This window comes from Rahnella sp. P4_A8, assembly GCF_056402435.1.
Genome location: NZ_JBFUHK010000041.1, coordinates 23,856 through 36,616, shown reverse-complemented (window position 1 = coordinate 36,616; position 12,761 = coordinate 23,856). Strand labels below are relative to the sequence as shown.

At 50.8% G+C, this 12,761-nt stretch carries 15 protein-coding genes; 13 read left to right on the top strand and 2 right to left on the bottom strand.

Annotation, left to right across the window (positions count from 1 at the left end; translation table 11 throughout):
- Positions 1-488, bottom strand: a 488-nt coding sequence (locus AC1DUO_RS17780) for a S1 RNA-binding domain-containing protein (RefSeq protein ID WP_477988163.1), incomplete at its 3' end; no start/stop codon positions are given.
- Positions 489-1,088: 600 nt separating this feature from the next.
- Between AC1DUO_RS17780 and rluC the strand changes: the two genes are divergently transcribed.
- Entirely contained in the window at positions 1,089-2,051 is a 963-nt protein-coding gene (gene rluC, locus AC1DUO_RS17775) for a 23S rRNA pseudouridine(955/2504/2580) synthase RluC (protein WP_013576252.1), read from the top strand.
- Between the two features lie 49 nt (positions 2,052-2,100).
- On the opposite strand, the gene AC1DUO_RS17770 is transcribed toward rluC, so the two are convergent.
- Complete coding sequence (locus tag AC1DUO_RS17770) at positions 2,101-2,694, bottom strand: Maf family protein (RefSeq protein WP_013576251.1); 594 nt, start codon at positions 2,692-2,694, stop codon at positions 2,101-2,103.
- Positions 2,695-2,836: 142 nt separating this feature from the next.
- Between AC1DUO_RS17770 and yceD the strand changes: the two genes are divergently transcribed.
- The 12 genes from yceD to holB all read left to right on the top strand — a co-directional run bounded on the left by yceD (position 2,837) and on the right by holB (position 12,736).
- The gene (gene yceD, locus AC1DUO_RS17765; RefSeq protein WP_013576250.1) at positions 2,837-3,361 is read left to right on the top strand and encodes a 23S rRNA accumulation protein YceD; all 525 of its coding nucleotides are present in this window, start codon (positions 2,837-2,839) and stop codon (positions 3,359-3,361) included.
- A 12-nt stretch (positions 3,362-3,373) separates the two neighbouring features.
- On the top strand, positions 3,374-3,541 hold the full coding sequence (gene rpmF / locus AC1DUO_RS17760; RefSeq protein WP_013576249.1) for a 50S ribosomal protein L32: 168 nt from the start codon (positions 3,374-3,376) through the stop codon (positions 3,539-3,541).
- A 48-nt stretch (positions 3,542-3,589) separates the two neighbouring features.
- Complete coding sequence (gene plsX / locus AC1DUO_RS17755) at positions 3,590-4,624, top strand: phosphate acyltransferase PlsX (RefSeq protein ID WP_013576248.1); 1,035 nt, start codon at positions 3,590-3,592, stop codon at positions 4,622-4,624.
- Between the two features lie 6 nt (positions 4,625-4,630).
- Positions 4,631-5,584, top strand: coding sequence for a beta-ketoacyl-ACP synthase III (locus tag AC1DUO_RS17750; protein WP_013576247.1), 954 nt, complete (start codon positions 4,631-4,633; stop codon positions 5,582-5,584).
- A gap of 18 nt (positions 5,585-5,602) precedes the next feature.
- Positions 5,603-6,532, top strand: a complete 930-nt coding sequence (fabD, locus tag AC1DUO_RS17745) for an ACP S-malonyltransferase (protein ID WP_013576246.1) — start codon at positions 5,603-5,605, stop codon at positions 6,530-6,532.
- A 13-nt stretch (positions 6,533-6,545) separates the two neighbouring features.
- On the top strand, positions 6,546-7,280 hold the full coding sequence (gene fabG, locus AC1DUO_RS17740; RefSeq protein WP_013576245.1) for a 3-oxoacyl-ACP reductase FabG: 735 nt from the start codon (positions 6,546-6,548) through the stop codon (positions 7,278-7,280).
- 153 nt (positions 7,281-7,433) lie between these two features.
- Positions 7,434-7,670: an acyl carrier protein gene (gene acpP, locus AC1DUO_RS17735; RefSeq protein ID WP_015690190.1), complete on the top strand. Its 237-nt coding sequence runs from the start codon at positions 7,434-7,436 to the stop codon at positions 7,668-7,670.
- A 101-nt stretch (positions 7,671-7,771) separates the two neighbouring features.
- Entirely contained in the window at positions 7,772-9,013 is a 1,242-nt protein-coding gene (fabF, locus tag AC1DUO_RS17730; protein ID WP_013576244.1) for a beta-ketoacyl-ACP synthase II, read from the top strand.
- Positions 9,014-9,239: 226 nt separating this feature from the next.
- Complete coding sequence (pabC, locus tag AC1DUO_RS17725; protein WP_119261812.1) at positions 9,240-10,037, top strand: aminodeoxychorismate lyase; 798 nt, start codon at positions 9,240-9,242, stop codon at positions 10,035-10,037.
- A 17-nt stretch (positions 10,038-10,054) separates the two neighbouring features.
- Complete coding sequence (gene mltG / locus AC1DUO_RS17720) at positions 10,055-11,080, top strand: endolytic transglycosylase MltG (RefSeq protein WP_013576242.1); 1,026 nt, start codon at positions 10,055-10,057, stop codon at positions 11,078-11,080.
- Positions 11,070-11,720 (top strand): dTMP kinase, encoded by a 651-nt coding sequence (gene tmk / locus AC1DUO_RS17715; RefSeq protein WP_013576241.1) that lies wholly within the window; start codon positions 11,070-11,072, stop codon positions 11,718-11,720. Before mltG ends, tmk begins: the two co-directional genes overlap by 11 nt.
- Positions 11,717-12,736, top strand: a complete 1,020-nt coding sequence (holB, locus tag AC1DUO_RS17710) for a DNA polymerase III subunit delta' (RefSeq protein WP_119261811.1) — start codon at positions 11,717-11,719, stop codon at positions 12,734-12,736. The genes tmk and holB overlap by 4 nt, the downstream gene beginning before the upstream one ends.
- Positions 12,737-12,761 lie beyond the last annotated feature (25 nt).

The following is a 12,761-nucleotide window of genomic DNA, read 5'->3' as shown; positions in this document are numbered from 1 at the left end:
CCATCAGGCAGTTGCAGGGAAGACAAGGCTTCTTTCAGTTCAGTACGGTCATCGCCTTCAATACGGCGGGAAATACCCCCTGCGCGTGGATTGTTTGGCATCAGAACCAGATAACTACCGGCCAGACTGATAAACGTCGTCAGTGCTGCGCCTTTATTTCCACGCTCTTCTTTATCTACCTGAACAATGACTTCCTGGCCTTCGCGCAACACATCTTTGATGTTCGGGCGGCCATGGGAAGAATAATTGCTTGGGAAATATTCGCGGGAAATTTCTTTCAGAGGGAGGAAACCATGTCGTTCCGCGCCGTAATCTACGAATGCTGCTTCCAGACTTGGCTCAATGCGGGTGATTTTACCTTTGTAAATATTCGCTTTTTTCTGCTCATGGCCCGGACTTTCAATATCCAAATCATACAGCCGCTGTCCATCTACGAGGGCAACGCGCAACTCTTCTTGCTGAGTTGCGTTAATCAACATTCTTTTCATCTTAACTTACTCATTATTATTCCATTATTGACAGAGCTGCGGGCAAAATGACCTCATGACCGGATAAACCGTTGGCCCCGAGTCTTCTCGCAAATCGTCAACCTCACGGCTGTCGCTTGCATAGGGGCGCATTATTTCGGTAAGTCTGCTTTTGCTGTATTAAAGACACCAGCGTTGTGAAAGCAGCACTTTTATTAGGGGAATAGCTTCTGAATTTGCGTTAACAGATCTCATTCCATTCGCCGGCCAAGCTGCAACCCGCAGCCCGCTAATTGCTTGATTTCACATTACGTCTTACGCCATTGCTGCGTTTTTGTGCGATCAGGCAAATCTATAATTCCTGCGTTTTCCCTAACTTAAGAGAAACAACGCCGAAAGTGACTTCATTATTCCATTGCAGGCACTGTGATAGCAAGGTGACTTTTCCCAAGCAGGTAAGATATTTACCTCAATGAGAGATGCGCCGCATTGTCAGAACCTGAGCTTTCTTAAAAAACAGGGGGAGTGAGAAGGTTTTCCTGTGCTGTTACTGGTAAAGTAAAAGTTAAGCACATAAAAATCAGTGGCGCGAACCGTGCCGGATATTTAGAATCGCGAGCCATGAAAACTGAGAATCCAACTGTACAATTAATCCCCATTTCTGACGACGAAGCTGGTCAGCGTATCGACAACTTCTTACTTAAAATCCTTAAGGGCGTGCCGAAGAGCATGATCTATCGCATCGTGCGTAAGGGTGAAGTGCGGGTAAATAAGAAAAGAATTAAGCCGGAATATAAATTAATTGCCGGTGATGAAGTGCGTGTCCCGCCCGTTCGTGTTGCTGAACGTGATGAAGCGCCTGTTTCTGCAAAGCTGGATAAAGTCGCCGCGCTGGCGGATTGCATCTTATATGAAGACGATCATTTGCTGATCCTTAATAAACCTTCCGGCACTGCCGTACACGGCGGCAGTGGTTTAAGTTTCGGCGTGATTGAAGGCCTGCGCGCGCTGCGTCCGGATGCTCGTTTTCTGGAACTGGTTCACCGTCTGGACCGTGATACTTCCGGTGTTTTGCTGGTCGCCAAGAAACGCTCTGCACTGCGTTCCTTACATGAGCAACTGCGTGTGAAAAGCATGCAAAAGGATTATCTGGCGTTGGTCCGGGGTGAATGGCCGTCACACTGCAAAGTCGTGCAGGCCCCTTTACTGAAAAATATTCTGCAAAGCGGCGAACGTATTGTCAGGGTTAATGCCGAAGGCAAGCCTTCAGAAACGCGCTTCAAAATTGAAGAACGTTATGAGTTTGCAACTCTGGTTAAAGCCAGCCCGGTGACCGGCAGGACCCATCAGATCCGCGTACACGCATTGCATGCCGGACATCCGATTGCGTTTGATGACCGCTATGGTGAGCGTGATTTCGATGCAAAACTGTCCGGAACAGGCCTCAATCGTTTATTCCTGCATGCGGCGGCGTTGCGTTTTGAGCATCCGAACACGGGTGAGACGATGCGTATTGAAGCACCGATGGATGCCAAACTGCGTAACTGCCTGAAAGTTTTACGGGGTAAAACGACAGCACGTTAAAGTGCGAATAGTAAACAGAGGCGCACAGAGTGCGCCTTTTTTATTCCTTTTATAGCAACGGATTGATGCCTTCCTGACGCAACAAGGCGAGCAGGGCAATAAGAGGCAACCCAATCAGCGTGTTCGGGTCGCGTCCTGCCAGACTGTCGAAAAGTGTGATCCCCAGTCCTTCGCATTTAAAGCTCCCGGCACAGTCATAAGGTTGTTCGCGATGCAAATAACCGGTAATTTCTTCATCAGTTAATGACCGGAAGGTCACGTCAAATGTTTCACATAAAGTCTGCGCCGTTTGTGTTTCGCCGTTATACAGGCTCAGGCCGGTGTAAAACGTCACTGTCTTGCCACTGGCAGCACGCAACTGGTGGAATGCGTTATCAAACGTGTGCGGCTTGCCGGTTATTTTTCTGTCAATCACGCAGACCTGATCAGAACCGATTATCAGGTGTTCAGGATACAAAGCTGCAAGCACGCTGGCTTTGCTGTAAGCCAGACGCTGCACCAGTTCGGCGGGTTTTTCGTCCCGACCCGGCGTCTCATCAATGGCGGGTGAGGCGCAGGAAAATACCAGGCCGGCTTTATCGAGAAGGGCCTTGCGGTAAACCGATGTTGAAGCCAGAAGTAATTTTTTTTGATGTGCTGACATAATTTTTTTTCACAAAGCGTAGCGTTATTGAATCGCACATTTTAAACTGTCGGCCGCTGCGGAAGCGAATATTGGTGAAAGGTGCGGTTTTAAGGCCTTTTTCTTTGACTCTCTGTCGTTACAAAGTTAATATGCGCGCCCTATGCAAAAAGTAAAATTACCCCTGACCCTTGATGCGGTTCGCACTGCCCAGAAGCGTTTAGACTATACAGGTGTCTATACTGCTGATCAGGTTACGCGTGTTGCCCAATCAGTGGTCAGTGTGGATTCTGATATACAAACCTCTTTGTCGTTTAATATCGACAACCAGCGTCTGGCTGTGATTACCGGCCACTCCGATGTTGCTGTCACTCTGGAATGCCAGAGATGCGGTAAGACGTTTGAACATCAGGTTCACACAACATATTGTTTTAGTCCTGTCCAGAATGATGAACAGGCTGAGGCATTACCGGAAGCGTACGAGCCGATCGAAGTCGATGATTTTGGCGAAGTTGATTTGCTGGCAATGATTGAAGACGAAATTATTCTTTCACTGCCTGTCGTGCCGGTACATGAATCTGAACACTGTGAAGTGTCCGAAGCGGACATGGTATTCGGTAAACTGCCTGAAGAGGCGGAGAAACCAAATCCATTTGCCGTATTAGCGAGTTTAAAGAAAAGTACTTAAGGAGTAAGGTCCATGGCCGTACAACAGAATAAACCAACCCGTTCTAAACGTGGCATGCGTCGTTCACATGATGCTCTGACCACTTCCACTCTGTCTGTGGACAAGACTTCTGGTGAAACTCACCTGCGTCACCACATCACTGCCGACGGTTTCTACCGCGGTCGCAAGGTAATCGGCTGATATTTGTCTGCAACTTATTCACGTGATAAGTGCTGGCAAGGCGATACCTTGACTCGTCTAACCATCGCGTTAGATGTAATGGGCGGAGATTTCGGTCCTTCCGTCACAGTGCCTGCTTCATTGCAGGCACTGATCTCTAATTCTGAATTAGACCTCCTTCTGGTCGGCGATCCCGACGCAATCACACCTTTCTTAGCCAAAGCCGATCCTTCTTTAACAGAGCGAATTCGGATAATTCCTGCTGAATCAGTTATAGCCAGCGATTTACGCGCGTCGCAAGCTATACGGGCCAGTAAAGGAAGCTCGATGCGTGTGGCGTTGGAACTGATCAAGAGTGGTGACGCACTGGCGTGTGTCAGTGCCGGGAATACCGGCGCACTGATGGGATTAGCCAAGCTGGTTGTCAAGCCGCTGGATGGTATTGAGCGTCCGGCGTTGATGAGCGTGCTACCTAACCAGCAACGTAGTAAAACTGTGGTGCTGGATCTGGGCGCCAACGTTGAGTGCGACAGCACGATGTTGGTCCAGTTTGCCGTGATGGGGGCTGTGATGGCCGAACAGGTGGTGGGGATCACGAATCCCCGCGTTGCCTTGCTCAATATCGGCGAAGAGGAAAGCAAAGGGCTGGATAATATCCGTGAAGCCGCCGCGATTTTAAAAAATACCGCACTAATCAACTATATCGGTTATCTTGAAGGTAACGACCTTCTGACCGGTAAAACAGATGTGATGGTGTGTGACGGCTTTGTGGGTAACGTTACGCTCAAGACCATGGAAGGTGTAATAAGGATGTTTTTGTCACTGTTAAAATCCTCGGGAGAGGGTGGCAAGAAGGCCTGGTGGTTGAAATGGTTAGGTCGGATTCTGCAGAAAAAATTGCTAAAGCGTTTTAGCCATCTCAATCCCGACCAGTATAATGGCGCATGTTTGTTAGGATTACGGGGCATCGTTATTAAAAGCCACGGCGGAGCAAACCAGCGTGCGTTTGCTGTTGCTATCGAACAGGCTGTGCAGGCGGTGCAGCGGCAAGTCCCTCAGCGGATTGCCGCGCGCCTTGAAGCTGTATTACCCAAGAGTGACTGATCGTACATGTATACAAAGATTCTCGGTACGGGGAGCTATTTGCCCGTGCAAGTTCGGACTAATGCCGACTTAGAAAAAATGGTGGATACCTCCGACGAGTGGATCGTCACACGTACGGGTATTCGTGAACGTCGTATCGCTGCACCGGATGAGACTGTGGCCACAATGGGCCTGCACGCTGCTGAAAAAGCACTTGAAATGGCCAGCGTCAGCGCAAGCGACGTAGGTTTGATCATTGTTGCAACAACCTCATCTTCACATGCATTCCCGAGTTCAGCCTGCCAGGTGCAGAATATGCTCGGCATCAGGGATTGCGCAGCGTTCGATCTGGCGGCGGCATGTGCAGGTTTCACCTATGCGCTGAGCGTTGCCGATCAATACATTAAAAACGGTGCTGTAAAATACGCGCTGGTGATCGGATCTGATGTGCTATCCCGTAAACTCGATCCTGAAGATCGTGGCACGGTGATCCTCTTTGGAGATGGCGCTGGTGCAGTTTTGCTGGGAGCTTCCGAAGAGCAAGGCATCATCTCCACTCACATGCATGCCGATGGTCATTACGGTAATCTGTTGACATTGGCGTACCCTAGCCAGTCAGAACCAGAAAAACCTGCTTATGTCACTATGGCGGGTAATGAAGTCTTCAAAGTCGCGGTGACTGAGTTGGCGCACATTGTTGATGAAACCCTGACGGCAAATAATCTCGACCGCTCCGCTCTTGACTGGCTGGTGCCACATCAGGCGAACCTGCGTATCATCAGCGCAACAGCGAAAAAGCTGGGCATGGGCATGGATAAAGTCGTTGTTACGCTCGATCGTCATGGCAATACGTCGGCGGCTTCGGTGCCTGCAGCACTTGACGAAGCGGTCCGTGACGGCAGAATTCAGCGCGGGCAATTAGTGTTGCTCGAAGCATTTGGCGGTGGCTTTACCTGGGGCTCGGCGCTGGTACGTTTTTGATTTAACAGGATGATAAAAATGACAAAAATAGCGGTGGTTTTCCCTGGTCAGGGTTCTCAGACACTCGGTATGCTGGCTGATTTAGCCGCTGCGCATCCGGTGGTTGAAGAAACATTTGCCGAGGCTTCTTCGGCACTGGGGTACGATTTATGGCAGTTGGTGCAGCAGGGGCCGGCTGAAGAACTGAATAAAACCTGGCAGACGCAACCGGCATTGCTGGCCGCTTCTGTCGCCATATGGCGCGTATGGCAGCAACAGAATGGCACTCAGCCTGTTCTGATGGCTGGCCACAGTCTGGGTGAGTATTCCGCTTTGGTTTGTGCTGGTGTACTGGATTTTAAACAGGCGATTTCTCTGGTTGAACTGCGCGGTAAGCTGATGCAGGAAGCCGTTCCGGCCGGAACTGGCGCGATGTATGCGATCATTGGTCTGGATAATGATGCCATTGCCAAAGCTTGTGAAGAATCTGCACAGGGTCAGGTTGTTTCTCCGGTGAACTTTAACTCACCTGGTCAGGTTGTGATCGCGGGTAACAAAGAAGCCGTAGAACGCGCTGGTGCAGCATGTAAAGAAGCCGGTGCAAAACGTGCTCTGCCTCTGCCTGTCAGCGTGCCTTCACATTGTGCACTCATGAAGCCAGCCGCTGAAAAGATGGCGATTGCGCTCGAAAATGTCACTTTCAATGCGCCACAGTACTCTGTCGTGAATAACGTTGACGTGAAAGTCGAAACGTCTCCTGAAGCGATCCGCAGTGCGCTGGTACGTCAGTTGTACAGCCCGGTTCGCTGGACTGAGTCTGTCGAATACATCGCTGCACAAGGCGTAGAACAGTTATTAGAAGTGGGACCAGGTAAAGTGCTGACCGGTCTGACCAAACGTATTGTTGACACCCTGACGGCTGCCGCTGTGAATGACACGGCAAGTCTGGCAGCGGCGCTTGAACAGTAATAAGAGGATGAGTATGAGCTTCGAAGGCAAAATTGCACTGGTTACCGGTGCCAGCCGTGGTATTGGCCGCGCAATCGCAGAAAAACTGGTTGCTGGTGGCGCGAAAGTGATCGGCACTGCGACCAGCGAGAAAGGCGCAGAAGCGATCGGCGAATATTTAGGCGAAAATGGCAAAGGTATCATGCTCAATGTGGTTGATTCTGCATCTATTGAGCAAGTATTGGCGACGATTCGAGCTGAATTTGGCGAAATTGATATTTTAGTTAATAATGCCGGCATTACCCGTGATAACCTTCTCATGCGTATGAAGGATGATGAGTGGCAGGATATCCTGGATACGAACCTGACTTCAGTGTTTCGGCTGTCAAAAGCTGTCATGCGGGCTATGATGAAGAAACGGTGTGGACGGATTATTACAATTGGTTCCGTTGTTGGCACCATGGGTAACGCAGGGCAGGCGAATTACGCGGCGGCTAAAGCTGGCTTGATTGGTTTTAGTAAGTCTTTGGCACGTGAGGTCGCTTCACGTGGCATTACTGTCAACGTCGTCGCTCCTGGCTTTATTGAGACGGATATGACAAGGGCGTTGACAGATGATCAACGCGCAGGCATTTTGTCATCAGTTCCAGCCAACCGGTTGGGCGATGCCAAAGAAATTGCCAGCGCCGTTGCTTTTTTAGCCTCTGACGAGGCCAGCTACATCACGGGTGAAACATTACATGTCAATGGCGGCATGTACATGATTTAAAAATTACGAAATTATTTGCGTTTTTTGCGGTAAAAACCGCAAAATAGAGCAAATTCGTGGTTTGAACAGCCTGGATTTAGTTGCATCTTTTTCAACATTTTATACACTACGAAAACCATCGCGAAAGCGAGTTTTGATAGGAAATTTAAGAGTATGAGCACTATCGAAGAACGCGTTAAGAAAATCATCGTTGAACAGCTGGGTGTTAAACAGGAAGAAGTAGTGAATGCTGCATCTTTCGTAGACGACCTTGGCGCTGATTCTCTCGACACCGTTGAGCTGGTTATGGCTCTGGAAGAAGAGTTTGATACCGAGATCCCTGACGAAGAAGCTGAAAAAATCACTACTGTTCAGGCAGCAATTGATTTTATCAACGCTAGCCAACAGTAAGCGTACATGCTTTAAGTTTAGATAGTTAGGCGGTCATTTGACCGCCTAAGTTTTTTTTATCCCACGGTATTACTACTTTTTTCCCTCCCTGGAGGACATACGTGTCTAAGCGTCGAGTTGTAGTGACTGGACTGGGCATGCTGTCTCCTGTCGGCAATACTGTAGAGTCCACTTGGAACGCTCTCCTTGCCGGTCAGAGTGGCATCAGCCTGATCGACCATTTTGATACTAGTGCCTACGCAACGCGTTTTGCTGGCTTAGTAAAAGATTTTAACTGTGAAGACTTCATCCCGCGCAAAGATGCCCGCAAGATGGATGCCTTTATTCAGTATGGTATTACTGCCGGTATTCAGGCGATGCAAGACTCCGGGCTTGAGGTAACTGCTGAGAACGCGCCACGCATTGGTGCGGCGATCGGTTCCGGTATCGGTGGGCTTGGTCTGATTGAAGAAAACCATTCCTCATTGGTTAACGGCGGACCCCGCAAAATTAGTCCTTTCTTCGTTCCATCCACTATCGTCAACATGATTGCAGGTCATTTGAGTATCATGTTCGGGTTGCGTGGGCCGAGTATTTCTATTGCAACAGCCTGTACTTCTGGGGTGCATAATATTGGTCATGCAGCGCGTATCATCGCTTATAACGATGCCGACGTGATGCTGGCAGGCGGCGCGGAAAAAGCCAGTACCCCGTTGGGCGTCGGTGGATTCGGTGCAGCACGCGCGCTTTCTACGCGCAATGACAATCCTCAGGCGGCGAGTCGTCCGTGGGATAAAGATCGTGATGGTTTCGTACTGGGTGACGGCGCAGGTATTATGGTGCTGGAAGAGTACGAACATGCCCGTAAACGCGGTGCAAAAATTTATGCTGAAATTGTCGGTTTTGGCATGAGCAGCGATGCTTACCATATGACATCACCGCCGGAAGATGGCGCGGGTGCGGCATTGGCGATGGAGAACGCACTGCGTGACGCGGGTGTTTCTGCGGCTCAGATTGGTTACATCAACGCACACGGCACCTCGACTGCGGCGGGTGATAAAGCCGAAGCCCAGGCGGTTAAATCCGTCTTTGGTGCTGATGCGCATAAAGTTATGGTCAGCTCGACAAAGTCGATGACCGGCCATCTCTTAGGCGCAGCGGGTGCGGTGGAGTCCATTTTCACCTTGCTGGCATTACGCGACCAGGCGGTTCCGCCGACCATCAATCTGGATAATCCGGATGAAGGTTGTGATCTGGATTTCGTCCCTCACGAAGCGCGCCAGGTTAAAGATATGCAGTATTCCTTGTGCAACTCGTTCGGTTTCGGCGGTACCAATGGTTCGCTGGTATTCCGTAAGATCTGATCCCGCACAAGCTGTGTTTGTGAAGGCCCGTTAATCGGGCCTTTTTGTTGTCTGAATTAAAGCGAAGACTGAATACAACAATGCGTAAACGGGATGCGTGTTCCTGCTGGCAGCGCGTGTCAATACGATAAAGTAAGAATGCTCTCCTTGATGCGACAGACCGGCTCACGCAGGCTCTGCTGTCAGAGAATCGTGACCATAAGCTCCAGAACCGGAGGAAGTAACCATGTGGATTAATGGTGTGGCGGCCGCGATGTTGTCGGCAAGTGACCGTTCAGTGCAGTTTGGCGACGGTTGCTTTACCACAGCCAGGGTGTCAGACGGTGTGATTGTGTTTCTGGCCGGGCATATTCAGCGTCTGCAACGTGCTGCGTCGGTACTGCGGATTGAAGGTGTGGACTGGACGGCTCTGGAACAGGAAATGGTTCTGGCTGCCGGACAGCAGAAAGAGGCAGTGGTTAAAGCCGTCGTGACGCGCGGGCAGGGCGGCCGAGGTTACAGCGTCGCAGGTTGCTCTGCGCCGACGCGTATTGTTTCTGCGTCTGATTATCCGGTGCATTATCACGCGTGGCGGCAACAGGGCGTGAAACTCGCGCTGAGCACGGTCACACTGAGTAAGAACCCGTTGCTGGCCGGAATAAAACATCTTAACCGGCTGGAACAGGTAATGATCCGCATGCATCTTGACCAGACAGATGCCAATGAAGCGCTGGTGGTTGACACCTCGGGCTGCCTGGTGGAATGCTGTGCGGCAAATTTATTCTGGCGTAAGGGAAATCAGGTGTTTACTCCGGATTTATCGCAGTCCGGCGTTGATGGTCTTATGCGTCAGCACATCATCCGCGTACTTGAAGCGACATCCCCCTGGGTTGTGAACATCGTCAGTGAATCTGCGGAAACATTATCAGATGCTGACGAAATCCTGATTTGTAACGCCCTGATGCCCGTTCTGCCGGTGAATCAGGTCGATGACAAATATTACATTTCACGGCGTTTGTGCGATTTCCTGCTCCAGAGCTGTTAAGAAAAAGTGATTAAACAATGACAAACAAAAAGACCAAAATCTTCGCCCTCATTGCCCTGATTCTGTTAGGGCTGGCGACGTTTGCCTATCAAAAAGTAAAACAGTTTGCGGATCGCCCGATCAATGTCAGCAGCGAAACGATCTTTACCCTTCCCGCAGGCACGGGACGCGTGGTACTGGAAACACTGCTAATTGATAAAAAACTGATGAAGCCCAATCCGTGGTTTCCGTGGTTATTACGTTTAGAACCTGAACTGAGCGAGTTTAAAGCTGGTACTTACCGTTTTGAAAAAGGCATGACAGTACGTCAGATGCTTGAGCTGCTGAAAAGCGGTAAAGAGGCCCAATTCAGCGTTCGTTTTGTAGAGGGCTTTAAGCTCAGCGACTGGATGAAAGTTCTGGATAAATCAGAGTATCTGAAGCATGAACTCAGTGGTAAAAGTGGCGAAGACATTGCCGCCGCGCTGGGCGCAACGGACACCAAAAATCTCGAAGGCTGGCTGTATCCGGATACTTACCATTACACTGCGGGCATGACCGATTTATCTTTGCTCAAACGTGCTCACGTAAGGATGGAAAAAACGGTGGCGGATATCTGGAAAGGCCGCATGGATTCTCTGCCGTATAAAACACCTGCTGATATGGTCACCATGGCGTCGATCATTGAAAAAGAAACTGCAGTTAAAGATGAGCGCCCTGAAGTCGCTTCAGTATTTATTAACCGCCTGCGTATTGGTATGCGATTGCAAACCGATCCGACGGTGATTTACGGGATGGGTGATAAATACACTGGCAACATCACCAAGAAAGATCTGGAAACGCCGACTCCGTACAATACCTACGTGATCACCGGCCTGCCGCCGTCGCCAATTGCGATGCCGAGCGAAGCCTCACTGCAGGCCGCCGCGCATCCGGCGAAAACCCCGTATCTATACTTTGTCGCAGACGGCAAAGGCGGGCATACTTTCAGCACCAACCTTGAGAACCATAACAAGGCGGTTCGTGTGTACATAGAGGCGCTTAAGAATAAGAATGAAAAGTAACTTCATTGTGATTGAAGGCCTTGAAGGGGCAGGGAAAACTACTGCTCATGACGTGGTCGTCAATGCTCTGCGTCAGCACGGCGTGGGCGAAATCGTCTTCACCCGTGAACCGGGTGGAACGCCGCTTGCTGAGAAATTACGCGATTTATTCAAACGCGGCGTCGATGGCGAAAAACCTACCGTGAAAGCAGAAGTACTGATGCTTTATGCCGCCCGTGTTCAGCTGGTCGAAACGGTAATTTTGCCTGCACTGGCGCGTGGCGCGTGGGTTGTCGGGGACCGGCATGATCTTTCTTCACAGGCCTACCAGGGCGGTGGTCGCGGGATTGATGCCAAACTGATGACCTCCTTGCGTGATACCGTCCTGGGTGATTTCCGTCCTGATTTGACGCTGTATCTTGATCTGCCTCCGGCCATCGGATTGCAACGCGCCCGTGCCCGTGGGGAACTGGATCGTATTGAGCAGGAAGCGTTGCCTTTCTTTGAGCGTACGCGTACGCGTTATCTCGAACTTGCTGCCGGAGACAGCCGCATCAAAACCATCGATGCCTCCCAATCCATTGAGCAGGTCACCGCTTCCATCGAGCTGACGTTGAAAAACTGGTTCGATGAGCAGGTTTTACAAGGCAACGCATCATGAACTGGTATCCGTGGCTCAGTGGCCCGTACAGACAACTGGTCGGGCAATATCTGACGGGGCGTGGCCACCACGCTTTGCTGATGCATGCGGCTGCGGGGATGGGTGATGAGGCGCTGGTGTATGGTCTGAGTCGATGGTTGCTGTGCCGGCATAAGGACGGGGAAAAAAGCTGCGGAACCTGCCACAGCTGCCAGCTGATGATTGCCGGAAACCATCCTGACTGGCATATTCTCCAGCCTGAAAAGGGCAAAAACTCTCTGGGCATCGACCCGGTGCGTCAGCTTATTGAAACGCTGTACAACTATTCGCAACAGGGCGGCGCAAAAGTTGTATGGATCCCTCAGACAGAGATGCTGACCGAAGCGGCGGCCAATGCCTTGCTGAAAACGCTGGAAGAGCCGCCTGCTGGCACTTATTTCCTGCTCGGTTGCCGGGAGCCTTCGGCTTTACTGGCGACGATCCGCAGTCGCTGCTTCTACTGGCATCTGCCGGTGCCTGAAGAAACGCTGGCGGTGCACTGGATTAACCGCCAGCTCAGCGCGGATCCGGTCGCGATTAAAACCGCCCTGCGTTTGGCCAACGGCGGGCCATTATCGGCCATTGAACTGTTGCAGCCGGAGCGCTGGAAACAGCGCGTGGCGCTTTGCCAGCAGCTTTACGTTCAGTGCCAGCAGCAGGATATGCTTTCTCTGTTGTCCCAGCTTAATCATGAGGATGCCGCTGAACGCCTGTACTGGCTGGCGACGTTACTGCTGGATGCTGTCAAATGGCAGCAACATGCCGGGCAGTTCATCATTAATCACGATCAGCAGCCGCTGATTGCTTTGCTGGCAGGCGCGCAGTCTAACGCATCTCTGCAACAGTCGGTTACGGCGTGGATGCACTGCCGTCAGCAATTGATTTCCATCGTGGGGGTAAACCGCGAACTGCTGCTGACAGAACAGCTGCTGGAATGGGAACAAATGCTTCAGGGGGCGGTTTCCTCGTCAGTTTTCAGTTCCGCGCTATCGCGCTGATATACTCTTTATCTTCAACATACCG